This window comes from Advenella mimigardefordensis DPN7, from assembly GCF_000521505.1.
Lineage (GTDB): Bacteria > Pseudomonadota > Gammaproteobacteria > Burkholderiales > Burkholderiaceae_B > Advenella > Advenella mimigardefordensis.
The window spans coordinates 507,012-532,202 of record NZ_CP003915.1 but is presented as its reverse complement, the minus strand read 5'-3'; the positions used below and the strand labels follow the sequence as shown (position 1 = coordinate 532,202).

22 protein-coding genes and 1 pseudogene are annotated in these 25,191 nt (G+C 54.8%); 12 read left to right on the top strand and 11 right to left on the bottom strand.

Translation table 11 applies throughout. From position 1 onward, the window contains the following. Positions 1 to 5: 5 nt before the first annotated feature. Complete coding sequence (gene tauA, locus MIM_RS02430; RefSeq protein WP_025371173.1) at positions 6 to 1,034, bottom strand: taurine ABC transporter substrate-binding protein; 1,029 nt, start codon at positions 1,032 to 1,034, stop codon at positions 6 to 8. A 459-nt stretch (positions 1,035 to 1,493) separates the two neighbouring features. On the opposite strand from tauA, the gene rpoH reads away from it, so the two are divergent. After that, positions 1,494 to 2,372, top strand: a complete 879-nt coding sequence (rpoH, locus tag MIM_RS02425) for an RNA polymerase sigma factor RpoH (protein ID WP_025371172.1) — start codon at positions 1,494 to 1,496, stop codon at positions 2,370 to 2,372. Positions 2,373 to 2,714: 342 nt separating this feature from the next. Beyond that, the gene (locus tag MIM_RS02420) at positions 2,715 to 5,450 is read left to right on the top strand and encodes a cation:proton antiporter (protein ID WP_025371171.1); all 2,736 of its coding nucleotides are present in this window, start codon (positions 2,715 to 2,717) and stop codon (positions 5,448 to 5,450) included. A 115-nt stretch (positions 5,451 to 5,565) separates the two neighbouring features. On the opposite strand, the gene MIM_RS02415 is transcribed toward MIM_RS02420, so the two are convergent. The 5 genes from MIM_RS02415 to MIM_RS02395 form a co-directional block, all read right to left on the bottom strand. After that, positions 5,566 to 6,219, bottom strand: a complete 654-nt coding sequence (locus MIM_RS02415; RefSeq protein WP_025371170.1) for an SCO family protein — start codon at positions 6,217 to 6,219, stop codon at positions 5,566 to 5,568. A gap of 134 nt (positions 6,220 to 6,353) precedes the next feature. After that, positions 6,354 to 7,256, bottom strand: coding sequence for a heme o synthase (gene cyoE / locus MIM_RS02410; protein ID WP_025371169.1), 903 nt, complete (start codon positions 7,254 to 7,256; stop codon positions 6,354 to 6,356). Continuing rightward, positions 7,253 to 8,284, bottom strand: coding sequence for a COX15/CtaA family protein (locus MIM_RS02405; protein WP_144084575.1), 1,032 nt, complete (start codon positions 8,282 to 8,284; stop codon positions 7,253 to 7,255). The genes cyoE and MIM_RS02405 overlap by 4 nt, the downstream gene beginning before the upstream one ends. After that, a complete protein-coding gene (locus MIM_RS02400) occupies positions 8,284 to 8,946 on the bottom strand; it encodes an SCO family protein (protein ID WP_025371167.1) in 663 nt (220 codons plus the stop codon). Before MIM_RS02400 ends, MIM_RS02405 begins: the two co-directional genes overlap by 1 nt. Continuing rightward, entirely contained in the window at positions 8,943 to 9,719 is a 777-nt protein-coding gene (locus tag MIM_RS02395) for an SURF1 family protein (RefSeq protein WP_025371166.1), read from the bottom strand. Before MIM_RS02395 ends, MIM_RS02400 begins: the two co-directional genes overlap by 4 nt. Before the next feature lie 35 nt (positions 9,720 to 9,754). Between MIM_RS02395 and MIM_RS02390 the strand changes: the two genes are divergently transcribed. Further along, a complete protein-coding gene (locus MIM_RS02390) occupies positions 9,755 to 9,967 on the top strand; it encodes a twin transmembrane helix small protein (RefSeq protein ID WP_025371165.1) in 213 nt (70 codons plus the stop codon). A gap of 233 nt (positions 9,968 to 10,200) precedes the next feature. On the opposite strand, the gene MIM_RS02385 is transcribed toward MIM_RS02390, so the two are convergent. The 4 genes and pseudogenes from MIM_RS02385 to coxB all read right to left on the bottom strand — a co-directional run. Next, positions 10,201 to 11,076 (bottom strand): cytochrome c oxidase subunit 3, encoded by an 876-nt coding sequence (locus MIM_RS02385; RefSeq protein ID WP_025371164.1) that lies wholly within the window; start codon positions 11,074 to 11,076, stop codon positions 10,201 to 10,203. 31 nt (positions 11,077 to 11,107) lie between these two features. Then, the gene (locus tag MIM_RS02380) at positions 11,108 to 11,332 is read right to left on the bottom strand and encodes a DUF2970 domain-containing protein (RefSeq protein WP_025371163.1); all 225 of its coding nucleotides are present in this window, start codon (positions 11,330 to 11,332) and stop codon (positions 11,108 to 11,110) included. Positions 11,333 to 11,481: 149 nt separating this feature from the next. Then, positions 11,482 to 13,083: a cytochrome c oxidase subunit I gene (gene ctaD / locus MIM_RS02375; protein ID WP_025371162.1), complete on the bottom strand. Its 1,602-nt coding sequence runs from the start codon at positions 13,081 to 13,083 to the stop codon at positions 11,482 to 11,484. 88 nt (positions 13,084 to 13,171) lie between these two features. Beyond that, positions 13,172 to 13,984 (bottom strand): annotated as a pseudogene (gene coxB / locus MIM_RS02370) (cytochrome c oxidase subunit II); the annotation flags it as partial. 249 nt (positions 13,985 to 14,233) lie between these two features. Between coxB and MIM_RS02365 the strand changes: the two are divergent. The 6 genes from MIM_RS02365 (at position 14,234) to MIM_RS02340 (ending at position 20,559) form a co-directional block, all read left to right on the top strand. Then, entirely contained in the window at positions 14,234 to 15,088 is an 855-nt protein-coding gene (locus MIM_RS02365) for an NUDIX hydrolase (protein WP_025371160.1), read from the top strand. After that, positions 15,075 to 15,773, top strand: coding sequence for a PhaM family polyhydroxyalkanoate granule multifunctional regulatory protein (locus tag MIM_RS02360; RefSeq protein ID WP_025371159.1), 699 nt, complete (start codon positions 15,075 to 15,077; stop codon positions 15,771 to 15,773). The genes MIM_RS02365 and MIM_RS02360 overlap by 14 nt, the downstream gene beginning before the upstream one ends. 87 nt (positions 15,774 to 15,860) lie before the next feature. Continuing rightward, positions 15,861 to 17,237 (top strand): bifunctional UDP-N-acetylglucosamine diphosphorylase/glucosamine-1-phosphate N-acetyltransferase GlmU, encoded by a 1,377-nt coding sequence (gene glmU, locus MIM_RS02355; protein WP_025371158.1) that lies wholly within the window; start codon positions 15,861 to 15,863, stop codon positions 17,235 to 17,237. A gap of 27 nt (positions 17,238 to 17,264) precedes the next feature. Then, positions 17,265 to 18,677: an MFS transporter gene (locus MIM_RS02350; protein WP_025371157.1), complete on the top strand. Its 1,413-nt coding sequence runs from the start codon at positions 17,265 to 17,267 to the stop codon at positions 18,675 to 18,677. Beyond that, the gene (locus tag MIM_RS02345) at positions 18,667 to 19,470 is read left to right on the top strand and encodes a glycosyltransferase family 2 protein (protein ID WP_025371156.1); all 804 of its coding nucleotides are present in this window, start codon (positions 18,667 to 18,669) and stop codon (positions 19,468 to 19,470) included. The genes MIM_RS02350 and MIM_RS02345 overlap by 11 nt, the downstream gene beginning before the upstream one ends. A 21-nt stretch (positions 19,471 to 19,491) precedes the next feature. Continuing rightward, positions 19,492 to 20,559 (top strand): glycosyltransferase family 4 protein, encoded by a 1,068-nt coding sequence (locus MIM_RS02340; protein ID WP_025371155.1) that lies wholly within the window; start codon positions 19,492 to 19,494, stop codon positions 20,557 to 20,559. A 185-nt stretch (positions 20,560 to 20,744) separates the two neighbouring features. On the opposite strand, the gene MIM_RS02335 is transcribed toward MIM_RS02340, so the two are convergent. Then, on the bottom strand, positions 20,745 to 21,206 hold the full coding sequence (locus tag MIM_RS02335; RefSeq protein ID WP_025371154.1) for an Lrp/AsnC family transcriptional regulator: 462 nt from the start codon (positions 21,204 to 21,206) through the stop codon (positions 20,745 to 20,747). A gap of 249 nt (positions 21,207 to 21,455) precedes the next feature. Between MIM_RS02335 and glmS the strand changes: the two genes are divergently transcribed. The 3 genes from glmS (at position 21,456) to MIM_RS02320 (ending at position 25,157) form a co-directional block, all read left to right on the top strand. Then, positions 21,456 to 23,288 (top strand): glutamine--fructose-6-phosphate transaminase (isomerizing), encoded by a 1,833-nt coding sequence (glmS, locus tag MIM_RS02330; RefSeq protein WP_025371153.1) that lies wholly within the window; start codon positions 21,456 to 21,458, stop codon positions 23,286 to 23,288. A gap of 288 nt (positions 23,289 to 23,576) precedes the next feature. Next, complete coding sequence (locus tag MIM_RS02325; RefSeq protein WP_025371152.1) at positions 23,577 to 24,083, top strand: RNA polymerase sigma factor; 507 nt, start codon at positions 23,577 to 23,579, stop codon at positions 24,081 to 24,083. A 78-nt stretch (positions 24,084 to 24,161) separates the two neighbouring features. Beyond that, on the top strand, positions 24,162 to 25,157 hold the full coding sequence (locus MIM_RS02320; protein ID WP_025371151.1) for a FecR family protein: 996 nt from the start codon (positions 24,162 to 24,164) through the stop codon (positions 25,155 to 25,157). The last annotated feature ends 34 nt before the right edge of the window (positions 25,158 to 25,191 follow it).

Sequence of the window (25,191 nt, the reverse complement as noted above, 5' to 3'; positions counted from 1 at the left end):
AAGCGTCACTGTCCTTGTGCCGCGCGTTCTACCCAGCGGGGGTTCACACCAGCCGAATAATCCTGCAGCGTACTGCCGATGGTGCCTTGTTTCTTGAGAAATTCCGAGGTCGCGGCCAGAGACTGCACGACAACCGAATCCTTCCCTCCGCCCAGCCACTGCTTTCCGGCTTGTTCAGCTGGGGCGACAAAAGAATACAGCGCCAGACTATCCGGCACATTCCCGGCCTCAGCGCCGCTCCACTTGGCCACAGCCTTCGCCTGGGCAGAGTCAGCAGTCCATCTGGCCGTGTTACCCACATAGTCCTTGTCCGAATCAGCAAGCACCTTAACGAACGCGGTCAGAAAATCGTCATTATCTTTCGCGAAATCTTTTCGTACCGCAATAGCGTCAAAGGTCGCCTTACCGGTAGCCTTGGCGATCTCACCCGACGTCAGCAGTACCTTGCCATTTTCCTTTACCTGCTGCAATACCGGGTTCCAGATGAAGGTCGCATCAATATCGCCTCGCTGCCAGGCCGCCAGCACTTCTGGCGGGCGCAGGTTCAGAATCTGCACTTCATTCGGTTGAATCCCCGCATTTTCCAGGGCCACCAGTAAATGGAAGTGGGTGGTGGACGCAAATGGCAACGCAATTTTCTTGCCTTTGAGGTCTGCCACACTGGCAATACCCGCTTCCTTGCGCGCCACCAGCGCTTCGGCCTGGTTGATATTGTCCAGCACCCAGAACAGCTCAATCGGCACGCCCTGCGATAACCCTGCAGCAAAAGGCGATGAGCCTGCCTCGCCAATATCGATGGCGCCAGAAGCCAGAGCCCGCACCACATCGGCGCCACTACCGATCTGACGATAGGTGACCTTATAACCGGTGCGCTCCTCCAGCAGCCTGGTTTCCTGCGCGTAACGCCAGGGAACGACCATATCCTGATAACCGATCACGACCTCCTTGTTCTGCGCATAGGCGGTAGTGCCCATGACCGCAGTCAGTACCAACATGATCGTCTGCTTCAGCCAGACACGGCGAGGTTTATTCATAGGCGTTCCTGCTACATTGATAATTGCATTCAGCATAGCGCCAGCCATGCCGTTCATGAATCGAATAATAGAGGAGAAACCCTCTGAAAGCCCCTATTTACGTATACTTTATTCTTATAATCATATCTGTAACCTGCTTATAATCTTATGCGCCGTTCACATTCTTAAACTCGTCTTTTTTTCGGGTTTTGGACAGTGTTACACTCGTTGAACGCCTGCTTCACCGCAGCCCGTTTTTCCGGACGAGCATCGTTCAGTGTTTATACCCACCGCTGGTGAGATACGCACTTTCCTTTTCCGGGATTGAACCGCCGCCGTCGTGCGCCCGCCCTTCGCAGCCCCCAAAACCATTTGAAACGGAACTTTTTAGCTTATACCGAGTCAATATTAGCACTCAGTGACAGAGAGTGCTAATATATAAGTACTTTGAATATTCCTCATCAGGAGATATACAAAACCATGTCAAATCAAGCGCTTACACTGCAAAATTCGGTTGCCTCGGCGATTTCCAATCCGGGCGCCCTGGGTACGATCGAATCTTACATTAGTGCTGTGAATCGCATCCCCATGCTCACGCCTGAACGCGAGCAGCAATTGGGCGAGACCCTTCAGGAAAAAGGTGATCTGAACGCTGCGCGTGAACTGATCATGTCTCACCTGCGACTGGTTGTTTCCATTTCCCGCCAATATCTGGGCTATGGATTGCCCCATGCCGACCTTATCCAGGAAGGCAATATCGGGCTGATGAAAGCGGTCAAACGTTTCGACGTCACCCGCGGCGTACGCCTGGTGTCCTTTGCCGTGCACTGGATCAAGGCCGAAATTCATGAATACATCATCCGCAACTGGCGCTTGGTGAAAGTCGCGACCACCAAGGCGCAACGCAAGCTGTTTTTCAATTTGCGCAGCATGCGCCCCGATGGCCAGACGCTCACGCCCGAGCACATTGAAGGCATTGCCTCCAAGCTCAATGTGCGCCCCGAAGACGTCAGCGAAATGGAAGTACGCCTGACCGGCCGTGACATGTCCCTGGAATCACAGGACGATGACAGCGATGATTTCGCGCCTATTTCCTATCTGTCCGACGAAGGCGAGCAGGAACCCGGTACGGTGCTGGATCGCCGCGCTCACGACGATATGCAGGGCACAGGCGTCTCCAATGCGCTGGCCGTTCTGGATCCCCGCTCGCGTCGCATTATCGAGGCCCGCTGGTTACAGGACGAAGGCGGTGGTTCTACGCTGCACGAACTGGCCGATGAGTTCGGCGTATCGGCAGAACGCATCCGTCAGATTGAATCGGCCGCACTCAAGAAAATGCGTGGCGCGTTCGCAGCCTGACAATGTGCATCTGGCACGCATCAAAAGGGCACCCCTGTGGTGCCCTTTTTTTCTTGCTCACAGAAAAAACACGCAATGCGTAACCGGCTGAAATATTCGGGATGAAACCGCCGGAACTTTACGATGAACCACCTGACTAACCACTATGATTCGTTCATCGCTGTCCCTGACACATGCCGAATCCGTCCGTTTCTGCTTCTCCTCTTTCCCCTCCCCTTTGAAACGGATGTTAATGGTGCTTCGTCATGAAGCACCTTTTTTTTGCCCGCACCAAAAATTTCAGTCTGCATAAAAACATATCCGGGTATAGTTGATTTCCGCCGCAACAGAATCTGTTTTCGCATGGAAATCCAATATTTCGTATTTGCCCTGGCCGGGTTACTGACGATCGCCTGTTTTATGCCTTCGCTGGCCAGTCGGCTGGGCCTGCCACACACCGTGATGCTCGCGATTCTGGGGGGCGTGTTGGGGCTGATCGTTCAGGCCAATGGTGTTCACCTACCCTTTATCGGGGATTTTCTGCATGCCCTGCACGGGTTTTCCATTTCCTCTCAGACCTTTCTGATTGTTTTCCTGCCCATCCTGCTGTTTGAAACCTCCATGGCGATGAATGTACGCCGCATTATGGTGGACATCAGCCCGATACTCACCATGGCCATCGTGGCCGTTCTGGTCTGTACTATCAGCGTCGGCATGATCCTGTCCGCATTTTCGGGCTACGGCCTGGCAGTGTGCCTGCTGCTGGGGGCCATTGTCGCCACCACCGATCCGGTGGCCGTAGTAGGCATCTTCCGGGAAGTGGGCGCGCCCAAACGCCTGACAACACTGGTAGAAGGCGAATCGCTGCTCAATGATGCCGCAGCCATCGCGCTATATACCGTTTTCATCTCGGTGATCACCCGTAATGCACCGCTTAGCATTGAAAACATCGCCGGTCACTTTCTGTACAGCTTTCTGATCGGCGGCCTGATCGGTTTCGTGTTCGGCCATATTACCTGCCGGCTTTTTCATTACCTGCGCGGCTGGCCTACAGCCGAAATCAGCCTGACCATCTGCACGGCCTATCTGACCTTTTTCATTTCCGAACATTATTTTCATGTTTCCGGCGTGGTTGCGACCGTCGTTGCGGGACTGGTCGTGGGTTCCGCAGGACGCACGCGGATGTCGCCCTCTACCTTTGAGCAGCTGGGACACGCCTGGGAGCAATTCGGATTCTGGGCCAATTCGCTGATATTCATTCTGGCCGCCATGCTGATCCCGCGCCTGGTCGTTGACCTGGATCTGAAACAGGGATTGCTGGTAGTGCTGTTGTTTATCGTTACGCTGGCGGCACGCGCTGCAGTCGTCTTCGGCGTGATTCCCCTCTTGACGATGTTCAGGATATCCACTTACGTGAGCCGCCCCTTTCGTGCCGTCATGTGCTGGGGCGGGCTAAGGGGCGCCATCTCGCTGGCGCTGGCGCTGGCCGTGACGGAACAGACAGCCATTCCAGAGGATGTCCGCCATTTTGTCGCTGCGGCAACCACCTGCTACGTGCTGTCAACATTACTGATCAATGGCCTTACCCTGCGACTGCTGATTTCGAAACTGGGACTGGACCAGCTCAGCCCGGTAGAAAAAGGGCTGCGCAACCAGGCACTGGTGATCGCCCTGGATGACGTGAAGGAACAAACCGATGAACTGGCCGGCCGACTGAAAATGGAGGCCAGCGCCAAACAACAGGTAGACGCCGTTTTCACCAAGGGCATGGCCGATATTCTGAAAGACGACACCGATTATCTGAGCAAGGGCGATCGGCTCTCGGTCGCACTGGCCATTATTTCCAACCGGGAAGAAGAACTGTTTTTTGATTCTTTGAAAAAACAGCTGATTCCCTGGCAAGCCGCCCAGACGCTGTTGTCCAATGCAGAGAATCTGGGCGATGCGGCCCGCGACGGGGGTGCCCGCACCTACACCCGCGCCCTGCGCCACGACATCCGCTATACCCTGGCGTTCAAGGTGGCCCTGCGCCTGCAAACCCATTTCAATTTCAGTCCCTGGCTGGCTTACGAATTGTCCCAGCGTATTATCAAACTGATCAGCAAACACGCCGTGGTCAGCCAGCTGATCCGTTTCTGCCGCGATGACCTGACGCCCCTGCTGGGGCAGGAAATTGCCGGCAAGGCAGAACGCATCCAGGTCGCCAGGCTGCACACCATCGATAGCGCCCTAAGCGCCCTGAACCTGACCTATCCCGTCTATTCGCACTGGATTCAGGAGGATTATCTGGCACGCATCGCGCGCTCGCTGGAAGTCACACGCTATAACGAAATGCTGGAACAGTCGCTGATTACCAAGGAAGTCTACAACGATCTGATTGGTCAGGTCCATTTACGCTGGGAGCCGCTGTTTCGCCATCCCAGCCTGGATGTCTCGCTTAGCGCCAAGGAACTGGTCAAGCGCGTACCGCTATTCGAAGAGATGGACGATTCCGCTCTCACCCAATTGAGTAAGCTGCTGCGGCCCCGTCTCATGCTGCCCAACCAAACGGTCCCGCAAGTGGACCGCTACGGCCATAAATGGATGTTTTTTGTCGCGTCCGGCGCGGTCCAGGTGACGCTGCCGGACGCATCCCGGGTGGAACTGGGCTCCGGCGAAATGCTGGGTGAACTAAGCATGCTTACCGACAAAACCCTGACGCAAAGCGTGCGTTCGATGGGCTACTCCAAGCTGCTGTTTCTGCAGGCACGCGACTTTCACTCATTGATGAAGAAGTTCCCCGACATCAAAGAAAAAATTGATCTGGTGGTGAAACAGCGACTGCGGGCACTGGAGGTATGGGAACAATATGCGGCCAAATCGACCCTTGCTGCGAGTGAAACCAGCAACATGGACGAATCGGAAACCGCAGCGGCCCCTGGCGGCATTTCGGCCCGTTCGGCGCAAGAGCAGCAGAGCCCGGCCCCGGTGAACGAAGCCCTGCCAGCCGATAGCAGCGAGTCTGAGCAAGCTGATATCAATACTGACGCCGACAGCGACAGCGACAGCGACAGCGATAGCGACACCACCACCACCAACACCAACACCAACAGCCAATAATAACCACCAATGGCCATTAAAAGCCCCGTTATGGGTCAAAACTGATTCGGCACCGACCAGGCCGTCCACTGAATCCCGGGGTGCCTGGCCGTAACGGTCACTATTGAATGAAGAACTACAGCAGCTTCTGAATATCTGCCGCGATCGCTTCCGGCGCCGTATTGGGCTTGATCAGCAGTCGGGATTCACCCTTGGTATCCAGCACATACAAACCGGCACTGTGCTCCATGGTGTAACTATCGCCACTTGGCACTTTTTTATAGTATGCCTTGAAAGAAGCCGCCACTTTGGCAATTTGCTCGTCTGAGCCGGTCAGGCCCACAAATGAGGGGTCAAACGCGCTCACATACTGCTTCAGGACAGCCGGGGTATCCCGTTGCGGGTCAACACTGATCATGATCACTTGTACCCGCTCACGCTGTTCGGCAGTGAGTTTTTCCCTTACCTGCGCCAACTCTGCCATGGTGGTGGGACACACGTCCGGACATTGCGTAAAGCCAAAGAAGATCACCATCACCTTGCCGTGATACGCCTGCTGTAACTGGATATCTGCACCTTCCTGGTTGACCAGTTCGATATCCTTGCCAAAACCCGTGCCCGTAATATCGGTACCGGTAAAGCCGCCGGTCGCAGTCGCTGAAGCCGTACTGGATGATCCCGCACTGCCTGCACGCTCGGACGCATTGTTATCACACGCAGCCAGCGCAGTAGCAATGGCCATGGCAAGCACCGTCCGGGTTGCCAATCGCAGGGACAGAAACAACTTCATTCTTTACTCCAGGAAATAACTCAACAAACCCCGTACATAATAAGCAGGCATCGGATGCAGCGGGTGATACCTGACCGGCAAGAGCCTATCTGCCTGCATCATTGTCACGCAACCGGCACGGGCTGCCCGGGGAACTAGATTGTGGCGCCCGACATCAGGATCCAATGATCAATCAGCAGGGCAATAAACAGCAGGGACAGATATAGAATCGAATAGCGGAACGTCTTGCGGGCCAGCTCGTCACTGTATGCCTTATACAGCTTCCAGGCATAAGCGATGAAAATAGCGCCCAGGACCAGTGCACTGGCCAGGTACATATAGCCGCTCATGCGAATCACAAATGGCAATAGCGTGATGACCAGCAGCATCAAGGTGTACAGCAGGATATGCAAACGCGTAAAGTCCTTGCCATGCGTGACCGGCAGCATAGGCAGCCCGGCGTTGCGATAATCATGTTCGCGATACAGCGCCAGCGCCCAGAAATGCGGCGGCGTCCAGACAAAAATGATCAGCACCAGCAACCAGGCCTCTGCGGGCACCGCATTGGCCACCGCCGCCCAGCCCAGTGCCGGCGGCATGGCGCCGGACAAACCACCGATCACAATATTCTGTGATGTGCGCGGCTTAAGAATAATGGTATAGATCAGTGCGTAACCAATAAAAGTGGCAAAAGTGAGCCACATGGTTAGCGGGTTCACCAGATGGTACAGCACCAGCATACCCGCACCACCCACCACGCCTGACAGCAGGATCACCTGCAGTGGCGTAATCGTGCCCTTTGCCGTTGGCCGGCGCGCTGTACGTAACATGCGCGCATCAATTTCCAGCTCGATCAGACAATTGATGGCGAACGCGGCAGCGGCAAGCAACCAGATGCCGACGGTACCGGCAATCAGGGGCTGCACCGGCGGCAGTCCGGGCGACGCCAGAAACATACCGATCACTGCGCAGAACACAGCCAGCTGGGTTACACGCGGCTTGGTCAGAACCAGATACTGTCGCAACAGTCCGGTATCAGGATGAATAGCAGTTGTCATAGTGGCAGAAACGACCCTTTACCGCCGCGGGACATACGCACCAGCAAGGTCACGCAGGCTATGGTAAGCCCCGCCGCACCTCCTGTGTGCAATACCGCGATAAGCAACGGCCATTGAAAAAAAATGGTTGTCAGGCCGGTCAGCACCTGAACAATAAGCAGCCCGATCAGCAAATGGGCCGGCCCCTTCAATCCGTCTTCCCGACGCGCCACCAACGCCAGCGCGAACAGAAAAACAAACACAAAAAAAGCAAAGTTGCGATGGGTCCAGTGTATCGCGGTCAGCGCTTCCTGAGAAATAATTTCGCCCGTTGGCAACTCACCAAGCGCACGCACCAGGGAATAACCGCCCTGATAGTCCATTTCGGGCACCCAGGCGCCATGACAAGTGGGAAAATCCATGCAGGCCAGCGCGGCGTAATTGGTGCTGACCCAGCCGCCCAGAAACAGCTGCACCAGCAACACAATAAAACCCAGGGCCATCCACGGTCGCCAGTTGCGGGCACGAGCCGCGATACCCACATGGGGTTTTTCACGGGCGGCCAGCCACGTCATCATGGCCAGCAGCAGCATACCCAGTACGAGGTGGGTGGTTACCACCAGTGGCATCAGCTTGTGCGTCACGGTCCAGGCACCAAAGGCACCCTGCAGGCAAACAGCGATCAGCGTTGCTGTGGCCAGTGCTGGCGATCTGCCCAGTTCACGACGATAACGCCATGCCATAAACACAATCGCAATAATCATCAGGCCCAGCAAGCTACCCCAGTACCGATGGATCATTTCAATCCAGGCCTTGGACATCGACACCGGTCCAAACGGCTGCTGTTCCAGCGCATTGGCGATATGGTCAGAGGCTCCTAATGGACTGGCCTTGCCATAGCAACCCGGCCAGTCGGGGCAGCCCAGCCCGGAATCGGTCAGCCGCACAAAAGCGCCGAACATGATCAGATCCAGCGTAAAAAACCAGGTTAAAAATACCAGCCTGCGATAGCGACTGCGAATGCGCTCAGATGCTGTATTCATATGCATCAGCCGATAGATGAAGCATGCAGCAATTTGGCCAGATCATCACGAAAACGAACAGGATCAGACTCATTGCCCGGATAATGCATAATCAGGTTGCCGTTAGGATCCACAATCCACAGATAGGAATCCATTTTCTTTTCCAGCGCAACGGCATCGCCTTCGCGATCGGCCTGGTCCAGCAGAAAATTGCCAAGCACTTTAGGATCAACGCGTAACATGATCGTGCCTTTATATGCCTCCAGCACTTTTTCCGGAATCGGCTGATCATCAGTCACGAACCAGACCCGTTGAATACGGCTCACATTCTTGCCCTGACTGGCGTGCCCATTACGAGTGAAATGCAGCTTCTGTGCGCATGAATCGGGGCACGCACCACCATCGGAGGTGAGCAACAGCCATTTGCCCTTAAGGGTGTTCAAATCAAAGGGCTTGCCGTCCAGCGTAGTCAGACTCAGCGCTTCTGCTGATGGCATCGGGCGTTGCGGCTGAACAAAATTACCGTAATTAGTGGAGCCCGCCGGCCTGAGCGAAGGCACATAATACAGCAATGCAGCGGCGACGATAGGCACAATACAACTGAGAATAATCAGATACAGAGGCATGTTGGAGCGCCTGGCGCCCGACCTTGAAGAAGTCCCGGACGATGACGGACTATTGGTATTCATGACGACGATGTTTCCTTTGTACTTTTCAGACGCAGCCGAATCAGGCTGATCACCAGGGCCAGAGCAGCAATGGCGGCAAAACAGAACCATTGCAATGCATAGCCGATATTCTTATCCGCATCAATAGAAGGACGCGGCCAATCACGCACCAGCCCCTTGGTCGAGGGGCCGGTTTGCAGCAGGACCAGCGGCAACATATGCAAGCCACTGGCCCGGCCAAATTCAATCAGATCCAGATTCTGCACCTGGGGCAACGGCCCGCTGCTTTGGGGAATCTGTTCAGGCAACTGCGCGACACCCTTATTAAATGTCCAAAGCTCGAACAGGCGTGGCACGCGCAGGGCAACCTCGCCGCTCACCGTCTGCCTGCCGTCGGGCAATGGGAACTCAGGCATGGCCGCCGGCGTCAGCACTTGCGGAAACCAGCCCCTTAGTACCAGTACTGCGTCACGCGACGCATTGTCCAGCAACAAAGGCGTGGCCAGCCAATAACCAGGGCGTCCATTCTGATTACGGTTGACCAGCACACTGAAGGCACCCAGCCAGTTACCGGCGACCGTGGCCGGACGCCAGGCCACGATATCGGAAGAAGGGATATGCTTGTCAATGGCCAGCGGCGGCAACGCCTGCCCGCTTGCAATCTGCTCTGCAGTCAACCGACGCTCATCGGCACGTTGCAATTGCCATCGCCCCAGAGAAACGAAAACCACAGTCAGCAATGCCAGCAGAATCAGCATCGTTACTGTTTTCCAGTTTATTAATTCTCGTTTCATTACTACAATATTCTATTCCAGTCAGGAGTTAACTCATGCGTATCTTTATCGGACTCGCCTTTCTCGTGATCATAGGCAGTCTCGCATCGGCCTTTTTCTACCTTATGCGCGATAAAGGCACCACGAATCGCACAGTCAACGCACTTACCGTGCGTATCGCACTATCCATTTTGCTGTTTCTGTTCGTCCTGTTTGCCCACCACATGGGGTGGATTCAAAGCACGGGCATTGAACAGGTCAGCCGCTGACACGGCTTATCAGAGTTCGGCTTGGTTAGGCGCCCGGGTTGACCGGCGCGTCCGGCCAGTCTTTTTTGCAGCTCACTATCAATAGCATGCTAATAACACGCTAACGCTGTTGATGCCACGCTAAACATCATACCGCCAATACCCGCGCTTTACTGTAACAGCAGCGCATTGTGCTGAAACAGTAAAGGGTCGGTTGTCCGACCCTTTACCTTTTTATACAACCGCTGGGTGCATCAGAACCAGTATACGAACAGGTACAGACCCAGCCAGACCACATCCACAAAGTGCCAGTACCAGGCAGCACCCTCAAAACCGAAGTGATGATCCGCTGTGAAGTGACCGCGCAGCAGGCGAATCAGAATCACAGTCAGCATCGTTGCACCCAGAATCACGTGGAAACCGTGGAAGCCGGTCAGCATGAAAAACAGTGAACCATAAATGCCGGAATCAAATCGCAGATTCAGTTCCGTATAGGCATGGATATATTCTTCGGCCTGGAAAAAGACGAATGTGAAGCCCAGAACAACGGTAACGAACAGCCAGAAAATGGTGCTCTTACGGTGATTGGCGCGCAAGGCGTGATGCGACAGCGTCAGCGTCAGACCGGAAGTCAGCAGCAACAGCGTATTGATGGTCGGCAACCAGAACGGGCCAATGGTTTCAAAATGACTGACGATGCCCGCAGGGCCAAGGTTCGGCCACTGACCGGTAAAGCCAGGCCACAACAGCAACTGGTGATCCATGTCGCTCAGCCAGGGCGTTGTCACTTCGCGCGCATACCAAAGTGAGCCGAAGAACGCAGCAAAGAACATGACTTCCGAGAAGATGAACCAGCCCATCCCCCAGCGGTAGGACAGGTCGATGCGCTTGCTGTTCATTCCGGACTCAGACTCACGGATGGCATCGCCAAACCATTGATAGAGATTGATGAACAGGGCAAGCAATCCAAACAAAAAGAGATACTGCCCGTAAGGAACATGGTTAATCCAGGTCACGGCACCCACCAGAATGAGCAGCATTGTGACACTTGTCCTAACCGGATGGGCCGAATCGGCCGGCACGTAATAATACGGTGCTTCTTTTACCTGAACCGAGTGGCTCGCACTCATAATGTTCTCCCTCTTGGAATGCTTCTAATAACTAGGTGAGGCTGGTTATCGCCCAGCGCGCCACCATCACCAATAAAATAATAAATATGACTGTCGCGATGATGCCACCCAGAATCAGATGCACCGGATTCAACCTGGAAATATCTTCCTGATAGCCCGCGCCGCGGCGTACGCCAAACAGCCCCCACAGCACTGCTTTCATGGTCTGAAAGAAGTTGAGCTTTCTTTGGGACAAGTCCCGTAAATCGTCACTCATTGCCACCTCCCTCCTGAAGATCAGCAGCGTTACGCTGCTGACAGCACATGACCGAACATAGCCCACAGGAAAATTGCGACCACCAGCCCGACCAGAGTCAGGGCGGTAATCAGGTTCCTACGTTTTTGCTCTGGAGTCATATCGCAATATTACTTAACCACAGGGGGCGTTTCAAATGTATGGAACGGCAGCGGTGAAGGCAATGTCCACTCCAGTCCTTCCGCACCTTCCCATACCTGGGCAGTTGCGGTCTCGCCCGAGCCACGATAGGTTTTCAAAACAATATACAGGAACAGCAATTGCGAGAACCCGAACCAGAATGCACCAATAGTGGCAATCTGATGGAAGTCTGTGAACTGCGGTGCATAGTCGACATAACGACGTGGCATACCGGCCAGACCCAGGAAGTGCATCGGGAAGAACGTTACGTTGAACGACAGCATGGTAGACCAGAAGTGGATCTTGCCCAGCTTCTCGTTGTACATGCGGCCTGTCCATTTGGGCAGCCAGTAATAGGTACCTGCAAACAGCGCAAACAGTGAACCGGCAACCAGCACGTAGTGGAAGTGAGCCACCACGTAATAGGTATCGTGAACGGCGATATCAATCGGCGCCATGGCCAGAATCAGTCCGGTAAAGCCGCCAATGGTGAACACGAAAATAAAGCCGATGGAAAACAGCATGGGGGTTTCGAATGTGAGCGAACCGCGCCACATTGTTGCAACCCAGTTAAACACTTTCACACCCGTAGGAATGGAAATGAGCATGGTTGCGTACATGAAATACAACTGACCGGTAACCGGCATACCCGTTGCAAACATGTGGTGAGCCCATACGATGAACGACAGCACGGCAATCGCAGCAGTCGCATACACCATGGACGCGTAACCAAACAGGCGTTTACGTGAGAAGGTAGGAATGATGGCAGACACAATACCAAATGCCGGCAGAATCATAATATACACTTCAGGGTGACCGAAGAACCAGAATACGTGCTGGTACAGAACCGGGTCACCACCGGCAGCGGCGTTGAAAAAGCCTGTGCCAAAATGACGGTCGGTCAGCAGCATGGTAACGGCAGCAGCCAGCACCGGCATCACGGCGATCAGCAGGAATGCAGTGATCAGCCATGTCCAGCAGAACAGTGGCATTTTCATCAATGTCATGCCAGGCGCACGCATGTTCAGAATGGTCACGATAATATTGATCGCGCCCATGATGGACGAAGCACCCAGGATGTGCACAGCAAAAATAGCCATATCCATACCGGGACCCATTTGCAGCGACAGTGGCGCGTAAAGCGTCCAGCCTGCGGCAGTGGCTCCACCAGGAACAAAGAAAGAACCGGTCAGCAGAATCGCGCCAACAGGCAGCAGCCAGAAGCTGAAGTTATTCATCCGCGCAAACGCCATATCGGATGCACCGATCTGCAACGGAATCATATAGTTGGCAAAACCAACCAGCGAAGGCATGATGGCACCGAAAATCATGATCAGGCCGTGCATGGTGGTGAACTGGTTGAACAGATCGGGCCGGAAGAACTGCACACCCGGTTCAAACAGCTCGGCACGAATCAATAGCGCCAACGTACCGCCCTCAAGCAGCATGATGAACGAAAACAACAGGTACATCGTACCAATATCTTTGTGATTGGTGGCAAAGAGCCAGCGGCGCCAGCCTGTTGGGGCGGCGTGGTGATGGTCGTCGTGTCCGTGATGATCAGGAGCGTGACCCACTACTGTACTACTCATTTTTGACTCCTTGCCTGCTGCGTGCCTGGCTTGCAGATATCACAGGCGCAATATTGCGAATATAAAGTTCCGAATGTCATTGTCATTTTGCTGCCACTTTCTGCTGTTCGGCAATCCACTTCTCATAATCCTCGGGAGAAACGACGCGCACTACAATCGGCATGAATGCGTGGTTCTGGCCACACAGCTCGGCACACTGGCCACGATAGGTACCCAGTTTGTCGGTGCGAAACCAGGCATCACGCAGAAAGCCTGGAATGGCATCCTGTTTTACACCCAGCTCTGGTACAAAGAATGAATGAATAACGTCGTCAGCAGTTAGTACGACACGAACTTTTTTGCCTGCGGGGACAACCAGCTCGTTGTCCACTTCCATCAGATAAGTATTGGATTTTTCAGCGCCACCTTCGATCTGGTCGTAAGGCGTCGTCATATTGGAGAGGAAGCTGATACCCTTGGCATCGCCATCCAGGTATTCATAGCCCCATTTCCACTGGTAGCCAGTCGCTTTAACGGTGATATCAGCGCTGCTGGTATCTTTCATTGCCACCACGGTTTTGGTTGCAGGCAACGCCATGGCAATCACGATAATGAAGGGAATGACGGTCCAGGCCACTTCCACGCCCATGTGCTCATGGAATGTAGAAGCTTTGAAACCCTTGGATTTACGATGCGCCCAGATTGAGTAGAACATGACGCCGAACACGGCGACAAAAATGACGGTACAGATAATCAGCATCATCATATGCAGGCTGTGCATACTTTCGGCAATTTCGGTGACACCCTTATGCAGATTTATTTGCAATACCTTTGGACCACCTGGCATATCCTGGACCTGGGCCCACGCCGTACAGGCTGGCACTAGCGCTCCAAGACCAAGTAAACCTTGCAACTTCTTCATGTTGACCTCATTTTTGTGCGTTGTTCCGTTTTTTCGTATGAAACTGATCGGATCGCGCCTGATTATCGTAGCTGACGGCAACTGCATAAAGCGTACCCATCATACCCCCTTGCGGTACAGGATTATACCGATAAGACCTTAATCTGTGTCAAAGATAGTTCATTTAACCATATAAAAGCGACAGCGAACCTGTCTGAGAACTTTTTGCGAATACAATCGTTGCATGTTTGACACGACATTTATGCAACCTTGAACCGAATACCCGCCCTTTACGCAGCCCTGTTGCAATCCATACAGGAAGTGCCGCCAGAATTTTCGCTGCCCCTGACTATTGCCGGCAAACTGGCCGGTTTTATTACGCCGCAGGCACTCAAGGCCATTGCCCATCTGCCGGCCGTGCGGATCACCCAGACCGCCGTACACATTGCCGATCCCGGCACACCACGCTTTGAACTGGACCCCCTCCTGGCCGACATCTCCGTTATTCTACGCGACGCGGGTCTGCTCAAAACCTGGCGCGATGAGCTGCTCACAGTATATGCCGAAGGGGAAGATCTTGCAAAAATGGAGCGCGCTGCCATGCGCCCGCTGGGCTTGCTGACTCATGCCGTTCATTTGAATGCGTGGACACCGGACCTGCAACTGTATATTGCAAAACGCGCCATGACCAAAGCAACCGATCCCGGCATGTGGGATACGCTGGCCGGCGGCCTGGCCAACGGTTCCGAAGACCTGGAGCACGCCTTGCTGCGTGAAACTCTGGAAGAAGCCGGACTACAGGAAAACGTGCTTACCTGCCGCACGCCACTGCGCACGCTGTTGCGCATGCACCGCCGCCTGCCCGAAGGCTATCAGGTTGAAGACATTCTGGTCAGCGACTGTATCCTGCCGCCTCACGCCACCCCCTGTAATATGGACGGCGAAGTATCGGAAATTCGTATTGTCAGCCAGCAACAGGCTGTACAAATGATTGCAGACAGACAGATCACGCTGGAAGCTGCACTTGTTATACTTGAAGGCATGCTGAGCCGTACATCCGAAACACTGCTCGCGCGATTTCGCGCGCAGCCGCAAAATCAGGGAGAACCTCATGACAAGCAGTAACCCTTTTGATCGGCCTGGCCTGGGTCCCGATAGCGCCGGCAACCCTATCATGCAAAGCCTGGACATGATGAGCAAAGCCTGGCAGCAGTTTGCGCAAGTTCAGCAGACCAGCAATCCGATGTTTGCCATGCCGCCGGCCTTAAGCCCGGAAGAACTGGACAAGCGCATCCATGAACTCAAAAGCATCGAAAGCTGGCTGACCATGAACCTGTCCATGCTCTCGGGCACGATCCAGGGCCTGGAAATCCAGCGCGCCAGTATTCACACCCTGAAATCATTTGTTGATAACCTGCAAACCCAGAACCAGGATCGGTCGCTGGACGATATCTTCGGCCTGAAAAAATCAGCGCCCGCCAAACCGGCCCCGGAGCCGCCCAAAGCGGCAGCGGATCGCAAAGAAAAGAGCGCCACCAACGGCGACAGCGGCTTTAACACGGACTCCGTCAGCCAGGCATCGCAGGCCTGGTGGGATATGCTGCAAGGACAATTTAACCAACTGGCTCAGGTCGCCACACAGGCGACGCAGGCCATGCATAAAGAACCCGCACCAGTCAAAACACCACCCGGCCCAGAACCGGACCAGCCGACAGAACCGCAGGAGCCGGTCAAGCCAGCCACACGCAAGCGCGCCACAACCGGCCGACCGGCAGCAAAACGCAGTACGGCCAGTCGCCGCGCCACCTGATCATTGCAATAACGGGGAAGACAACACACCTTCCCCTTTTTTTCTATCGCCTCTTAACCAATTTCAAACTTTACGACACGTCTATCTATGTTAAATATCGTCATTCTCGCAGCAGGTATGGGTAAACGCATGCAATCGGATTTGCCCAAAGTATTGCATACACTGGCTGGCAAGCCAATGCTGGCTCAGGTTATCGACAGTGCCCGCCAGTTGTCCCCCGATCGCATCATCGTTGTGGTCGGCCATGGCGCCGACGCTGTCAGAAAAGCGTTTGCCGACCAGACTGACATTGAATATGCCCTGCAGCAGCCGCAGTACGGCACCGGCCATGCCGTTCAGCAGGCCATACCGCTACTGGTTGGCGGCGAACAGGAAGGAGACACAACTATCGTACTTTACGGTGACGTCCCCCTGGTGCAACCGGCCACGCTGAAGCGTCTGCTGGAGGCACGCGCCAATGGCATGGCCGTGCTCACCGAAACACTGCAGGACCCGACCGGCTACGGACGCATTGTTCGCAACGACAGCGGCCAGGTTCAACGCATTGTCGAACACAAGGATGCCACCGAACAGGAGCACAAAATCCGTGAGGTCAACACCGGCATTCTGGCAGCGCCCACCGCAAAACTGAAAGACTGGCTGGGTCGCATCAACAACGATAATGCGCAGGGAGAATATTATCTGACCGACACCATCGCGCTATCCGTTCAGGATAACGTGCCCGTGAACGCCGCTCAGCCCGATGCCAACTGGGAAACGCTGGGCGTAAACAGCCGCGTACAGCAAGCGCAACTGGAACGCGCCTGGCAGGCAGAGCAGGCCCAGCGCCTGCTGGTCCAGGGCGTCTCACTGGCCGACCCGGCACGCTTTGATCTGCGCGGTACGCTGGAATGCGGCCGCGATGTGTTTATTGATGTCGGCTGCGTCTTTGAAGGCACCGTCACCCTGGCTGACGGTGTACGCGTGGGGCCGCATTGCGTGCTGCGTAACGTCACCCTGGGCGCCGGTACACGAGTAGAAGCATTCAGCCATCTGGAACAGGCAACCGCTGCCGAAAACGTCAAAATCGGCCCATACGCGCGACTGCGTCCCGGCACCGTGCTGGCAGCCGAGTCACATGTAGGCAATTTTGTTGAACTGAAAAAAACCACACTGGGTCAGGGCAGCAAGGCTAATCACCTGGCCTATCTGGGTGATGCCGAGATCGGCGCGCAGGTCAACATTGGCGCTGGCACCATTACCTGCAATTACGACGGCGTAAACAAATTCAAAACGACGATTGAAGATGGCGCGTTCATTGGCTCGGACAGTCAGCTGGTCGCCCCCGTCACTGTTGGCAAAGGCGCAACGCTGGGCGCAGGCACGACACTGACCAAAGACGCGCCTGCCGACAAACTCACGCTGTCGCGCACCCGTCAGACCACCATTGAAAACTGGACCCGTCCGACAAAGAAACAAGATTGATAGTTGATAGCATGAAAAATAGATGGCATGACTGAAGCCCCGACCCGCAACCCCGACCAGCCAGCTCCGGCGGCAGCACCCAGAACCACCACCGGCCTGCCTTCCCCGGCCCGCCAGTGGGCGGCGGGCGCACTGCTGTGCTGTATTGGTGTCACCGTACTGGACGCCAATATCGCCAACATCGCCCTGCCGACGATCTCGCGGGAGCTGAACATCGGCGAGGCCGATTCCATCTGGATCGTCAACGCCTATACCATTTCCGTGATGGCCACACTACTGCCTTTGTCGGCCGTGGCCGAGCGGATCGGTTTCAAACTGATGTTCAGACTGGGGCTGGCGCTGTTCACAATTGCCTCACTGCTTTGCGCAATGTCCGGCAATTTGCATAGCCTGGTGGGCGCGCGCATACTGCAGGGGCTGGGCGCTTCCTCCATGATGTGCCTGTTCGGCGGGCTGGTGCGCCACATTTATCCTACGCATAAACTGGCAGCAGGGATCAGCGTGAACGCCATGACGGTGGGCGTCATGTCCGTGGTCGGACCCTCAGTAGGGGCGGCCATTTTGTCCATCGCTTCATGGCAATGGATCTTTGGTTTTACCGTGCCTATCTGCCTGTTCGCCATGTACGCGGCCGGTTACCTGCCCGAAGCGGCCTCACGCAGCAAAGGCCGTTTCGATTATCTCAGCGCCATTCTGAATATCTTCACCTTCGCGCTGCTGCTGATCGGCCTGGATGCAATCGGACGCAACCCCGGACGCGGCCTGTTCATGCTTGCCATCGCAGCAGCTGGCGGCTACGTGCTGATTCGACGCTCATTACCGCAAGCAACGCCTCTGGTGCCGGTTGATTTGTTTCGCTATCCGATATTCAAATACGCCGTGATCGTTTCCGCACTCACCTTTACTGCGCAGATGATCTCCATGCTGGCGCTGCCATTTTATTACCAGCACAATCTGGGCATGCCGCTGCAAAAGGTTGGCCTGCTATTCGGGGTCTGGCCGATAGGCAGTGTGGTGATTGCGTCGCTCTCGGCAAAACTATGCCGTTATTTCAAGGCATCACTGCTGTCCGGCATTGGCGCAGCGCTGATGGCCATTGGCATTATTGCCCTGATATCACTGCCTGCCGATATTGCCCTGTGGTATTACGTTGCGCCCATGTTTGTAGCCGGCATGGGCTTTGGCTTTTTCCAGACGCCCAATAATCGGGCCATGCTCATGTCTACCCCCTTGAAGCGCAGCGGCGCCACCGGTGGCGTACAGGCCACCACGCGCCTGTTTGGTCAGGGCGTTGGCGCCGCCTGCGTGGCCATCAGCTTTCATGTCGATCCGGTACGCGGCCCCATGTATGTCATGGGTCTTGCCAGCGCACTGGTTATAATCGCCGTTATTATCAACCTGTTCCGCTATATAAAAGGTCTCGACACCGATGCCAGCTGAAGCAGCCCACTCTGACCGCCGTGCCACGCTGGCCGTTGCGCTGATCGTGAAGAACGAAGCGCAACACCTGGCCGCGTGCCTGGACTCGGTCGCCGGCTGGGTCGATGAAATCGTGATTCTTGACTCCGGCAGCACCGACGATACTGAGCAAATTGCCCGCCGTTACACGCAGGCTTTCTACACCAGCGCCGACTGGCCCGGATTCGGCCCGCAGCGACAGCGCGCGCAAACGCATGTGACCGCCGACTGGATCCTGTGGCTGGATGCCGACGAACGCGTCACACCACAGTTGCGGGAAAGCATTGAAGCCGTGCTGCGCAACCCGCCGCCCAATACCATTTATCAGGTCGCCCGCCTATCCTGGGCGTTTGGCCAGTTTATCCGTCATTGCGGCTGGTATCCAGGCCACGTTGAGCGCCTGCACCCGCGCAAGCTCACACAATATAACGATGCGCTGGTGCATGAGTCGCTCGTCCTGCCCCCGGGTGCGCAACTGGCCACCCTGCAAGGCGATCTGTTGCACTTTACCTACTCGACGGTCGATGAACACTTGCGCAAGTCAGCCGGCTATGCCATTGCCTGGGCAGAACAACGGGCCGCCGCCGGCAAAAAAGGATCACTGGCAACCGCCACTCTGCATGCCGTCGCGCGTTTCTTCCGAACCTATTTCCTGCGCCTGGGCATCCTGGATGGCAAAGCCGGCTTTCTGCTGTCGGTCATGGCTGCCCAGTCGGTCTTCAATAAATATGCCTGCCTCTGGTCCCGCACCCGGCAGGCCAAACCGCCGCGCTGATTCCGCCTAAACAATATCATCATGAAAATCCTGCAGGTTAATTTCGAAAAAGGATGGCGCGGCGGAGAACGCCAGACGCTTTACTGCATGCGGGCATTCCGAGAGGCCGGCCATGAGGTAAGCCTGCTGGCGCGCCACGATCAGCCGCTGGCACACGCCGCGCAACAGGAACACTTTACGGTGGTGACGCGCCAGCGGCCGTTTGAACAGGGAGCCTTTCTGCTGCAACACGCCCGTGATTTCGATATTGTTCATGTACAAACCGCCGGCTCTCTCACCTGGGCCGCCCTCACCCGCCCGTTCTTCGGCAAAACGCGCCTGGTCTTTACCCGTCGCACCTCTCTGCCCGTCAAGCGGCAACGCCAATGGCGCACCCTGCGCAAGTGGCGCAAGGCCGATCTGTTTGTGGCTATCAGCCGGATGGCCGCATCCGAGCCGCGCCGGCTAGGGCTAGATCCCATCCTGATATCCAGCGCGATCGAACCGCGACAGATCAACACCGCGCACGCGCAGCAGGTACGCGACGAATTTGCCATTGGCGACAAAAAAGTGCTGGCCACCAGCGCGGCCCTGGTGTCCGTGAAAGATCCGCTCACGCTGATTCGCGCGATTGCCCGCCTGCACCAGCAGCGCCAGGATTTCATATTCCTGCACTTCGGAGCCGAAGGTGATTGCTCGGATCAGGCCCGGGCACTGATCCGCGAACATGGCCTGCAGCAGGTGTACCACCTGGCGGGCTTTCGCCAGAACATTGAAGACTTGTACAGCCTGTTTGATATTTTTGTCATGGCCAGTCGCGAAGAAGCATTAGGCAGCAGCGTACTGGACGCCTTCGCCCTGCACATCCCGGTCGTATCAACCAACGCCGGCGGGCTGGCCGAACTGCTGGACGATGAACGCGGCTATCTGTGCGAAACCGGCAATGATGAACAAATGGCCGCTGCCCTGCAACAGGCACTGACCAATCCGGCGCAAGCCAACGCCCGGGCTGACAAGGCCTGGCAATATGTGCAGGACGAACATGACATCGGCCGCATGAGCGCACGCTATCTGGCGCAGTTTGAACGGTTGATCAGTCAGGCAAGATAGCCGTAACTTCACCATATCGATCAAGCACGTGATTAGGAATTTTCTAACCTTTTATTCGAACGGCATGATTAGCTATTTGGAAGCCAGGGCGTTGAACAACACAGAAGACCTCGTTGAGACCGAAACAGGATCAACTTCTATCTTGTCCGTCATTGCCGCATAGCGCTTGTGATGCGCGAAACGTCTCAGTCAATCGCCACCTGCGTTTCAAACTTGCTGCGATGTACCGAAAAAAAACTGCGCACATTGCGCACATTTTTCTGCGCGGTAAAAAAACGGTGAACCAGAGCATGATAGGCCGGCATATCGCGAACCTGCACAATCAATACAAAATCGGGGCCGCTGGATACCCGGTAGGCCTGAAGAATACTCTGTTCCCCAGCCACATTCTCTTCAAAAGCAGCATAGGCTTCAGCCGTCTGCACATCCAGGGTAATTTCTACAATCGCCGTCAGCGAGGCAGCGACCAGTGTCGGGTCTACAATCGCCACCGTTTTCTGGATAACGCCCTGTTCATGCAGCTGACGCACGCGTCGCAGACAGGTGGGTGCCGATGCATGCACCCTCTCGGATAGTGCCTGATTGGTCAATCCGCTATCCTTCTGCAGTTGCTGAAGAATGCGTTTATCCAGTTCATCAAGTTCCATTTCTTTCCTTAAAAGCACGCGTTCGAACGATCAACCCGGCTGAATCACTGTGATCGGGCAGCAACAAATTTGCGTCTTATTACAGTTCTGTAATGAAATATAATTTCATATTTTTCTACAAATGAAATATATCATCGTTTTATTCATACAATGAAGAAATATTTCAAATATATATAAAATTAGAACATTAATTTCTTCTCTTGAAGCGCACAATACGGTTTTCCCATTCAGAATAAACGGAGTAAACGCATGTGCGGAATTGTTGGCGCTGTGGCGCAACGTGACATCACACCAGTCCTGGTCGAAGGCCTCAAGCGGCTTGAATATCGCGGTTATGATTCTTGTGGTGTTGCAGTGCATATGGACGGCGAACTGCGCCGCACCCGCAGCACACAGCGCGTCGCGGAACTCGAAGCACAGATCAAGGAAGATCATATCGCCGGCTTTACCGGTATTGCTCACACCCGCTGGGCCACACACGGTGTACCGGCAACGCGTAACGCACACCCGCACTTCTCCGGCCCCGCCAATGGCAAACCACGTATCGCGCTGGTTCACAACGGCATTATTGAAAATCACGACGAGTTGCGCGAAGAGCTCAAGGGCCACGGCTATGTTTTCGAAAGCCAGACAGATACTGAAGTGATCGCTCACCTGATTGACCATCTGTATAACGGCGACCTGTTTGAAACCGTTCAGCAAACCGTTCGCCGCCTGACCGGCGCCTATGGCATCGCCGTCTTCTGCCACGATGAACCGCATCGTGTCGTTGGCGCACGCCACGGTTCCCCTCTGATTGTGGGTCTGGGTGAAAACGAGAATTTTCTGGCCTCTGACGCTCTGGCACTGGCCGGCACGACCGACAAAATCGTCTATCTGGAAGATGGCGACATCGTCGATCTGCAACTGCAAAAAGTCTGGATTGTAGACATCAACGGCAAAGCCGTCGATCGCAAGGTCAACGTCGTGCACGCGCATACCGCTGCTGCCGACCTGGGTCCCTATCGTCACTATATGCAGAAAGAAATTTTCGAGCAACCTCGTGCCGTAGGCGATACCATTGACGGTATTGAATCCATCGAGCCTGAACTGTTCGGTGATGGTGCAGAAAAAATCTTCAAGGACATCGACAATATCCTTATTCTGGCTTGCGGCACCAGCTACTACGCGGGCCTGACCGCCAAGTACTGGATCGAGTCTATCGCCAAAATCGCCGTGAATGTTGAGATTGCCAGCGAATATCGCTATCGTGATAGCGTACCCAACCCCAAGTCGCTGGTGATTACCATTTCCCAGTCCGGCGAAACCGCCGATACACTGGCCGCGCTCAAGCACGCTCGCACACTGGGCATGGAAAACACGCTCACCATCTGCAACGTACAAACCAGTGCCATGGTGCGCGAATGCAAACTCAATTTCATTACCCATGCCGGTGTAGAAATTGGCGTTGCCTCCACCAAAGCCTTTACGACTCAGCTGGTTGGCCTGTTCCTGCTGGCGCTCACCATCGCCAAAGTAAAAGGTCGCCTGAACGATGTACAGGAAACCCAGTACATCAAACAGCTGCGTCACCTGCCTACCGCCATTGGCGCTGTGCTGGCGCTGGAGCCTCAGATCATGGCCTGGGCCGATCGCTTTGCCAGCAAGGAAAACGCCCTGTTCCTGGGACGCGGCATGCATTATCCAATCGCCATGGAAGGCGCGCTCAAGCTCAAGGAAATCAGCTACATCCACGCCGAAGCCTATCCTGCAGGCGAACTGAAACACGGCCCGCTGGCGCTGGTGACAGAGCAAATGCCAGTCGTTACTATCGCTCCAAACGACGAACTGCTGGAAAAACTCAAATCCAATATGCAGGAAGTCAGTGCACGTGGGGGCGAGCTGTATGTGTTTGCCGATACCGATTCAAAAATCAAAGCCAGCGAAGGCATGCACCTGATTCATATGCCCGAACACTACGGCAAACTGTCTCCGATTCTGCATACGATTCCGTTGCAGCTGCTGTCGTATCACACCGCAGTAGCGCGTGGCACGGATGTGGATAAACCAAGGAATCTGGCTAAGAGTGTGACGGTGGAGTGAGGATGGGAACGGCGGGTTTTATAGACGAAAAGAAATAAAGCCTGCCGATTTTTATGTACTTGCAACTCGTTCCATGTGCAGCTAAAGCCATCTAAACGCAGAGCAACATGGACCTGGTATCAATAAAAACCTTCGAAATATATAAATTTTGAAGGTTTTTATCATTTCGCCGTATGTCTGGAGCAACGAGTGCAGTCGCTACTCTTACCACATCTGGCATTTGACTATATCTAAATGAGAATTATTGTTATTATTGAAGGCTAATACGACAAAACGCCTAGTATTTCCATGTCCCGTCCCCCTGCGCACAAGAAAGGCTGGCTCGCTCACTACAGCGAGCTGATCGGGTCATGGGCAAAAAGAAACTCCCTGCCGAAGGATGCCGAAGATGCAGCCCAAGACGCTATGGAGCGGTTGTTACATGGCGAACACGCCGCAGTACTTGACCAAAGGGCTTATCTCTACCGAACGGCTCAGAACCGGCTGGTTAGCGAGATTCGCCGCCAATCACGCTATAAAACCCTTTCCCTGCATGAATTGAGTGAAGACGAACATCCTGTGCAACAAGATCCGGATGTTGCACTTCGAACAGCCGAACTTTCGCGGGCGTTACACACCGCCTTGCTTGAGCTGCCATTAAAGTGCCAGCAGGTTTTCCTGTGGAACAAAATAGAGGGCTATACCCAGCAGGAAATCGCCGACAAACTGCAACTGACGCCCAGCTCGGTGGAAAAGTATATGAAACGGGCGATACGACATCTGCAAGAAAAGTTACAAAATTATGCTCCGCATTGATTCCGGAATTTCGTATGCCTAGACGTCCTGTTAATGAGGGGATACTATTCGTACCCTGTGTTCCTCACGCTGCGCACAATGACTGAACCCGGCGACCAGACACCTTCTGACGTACCCTTTGATCAAGCACTGCATTGGTTTACCAAGGCGCGTCTCGGTACGCTCTCGTCACAGGAGAAGCACGAGTTTGAGATCTGGCGGGCGGCGAATGTCGAGCACGAGCGTCAATACCGCTCACTGGAACGTTTTTGGGAAACCACCGATCTTCTCCCCAGAAACGAAATGAGAGCCATCATGGACCAGTCGGAAGTGCAGACGCCTATGTTCTCCCAGCGCCGGCGTCTCATGTTGGGTGCAGGAGCACTCTGCACCGCTGCATTGGCGGTCGGCGCTCTCGGCAGAAACACGTGGTGGAGTACGCCGGATTTTACTACTCAGTTTTCCACCACCAAAGGAGAACGCAAAAGATTTTATCTGCCGGACGACTCCGTACTGGATCTCAATACCGCTACCCGGGTCGCGGTCACCTTCTATGATGACCGTCGGGTGGTGCAACTGGTTGCAGGTGAGGCACTGTTTTCTGTTAGCCCGGATACCGCCAGACCATTTACCGTCGACGCAGGTCGCGCCCAGGTGCTTGTTACCGGTACACGCTTTAATGTACGACGCGATGATGAAACCGTCGCCGTCGCGGTCGACGAAGGGGCAGTAGAGTTCTCGGCAGGCCCCTGGTGGAAGCGCAACCGGACGCGGCTGACCGCTGGCTATGTATCTCGAGCTTCTGCAGATGGGACGTTAACGACACCCTATCAGGATAATGTTGCATCGCTTCTGTCATGGCAGCGCGGGCGATTGGTATTTGAGAATACGCCGCTCTCGCAAGTCGTCGCCGAATTGAACCGCTATCTTGCATTCCCGCTAAGCACGAGTAATACTCATCTGGGACGCATCCGCATCTCCGGCACAGTCGGAATCGATTCGCCTGAATCACTGCTGACCGTCCTGCCTCAGATTGCACCTGTCAAAGTACGACGTCTTGCGGATGGTCGCGCGGTACTTGAGTCCTCTCGCTAGCAATCACTTTTCTTTTCCCACGCATTAATCGATT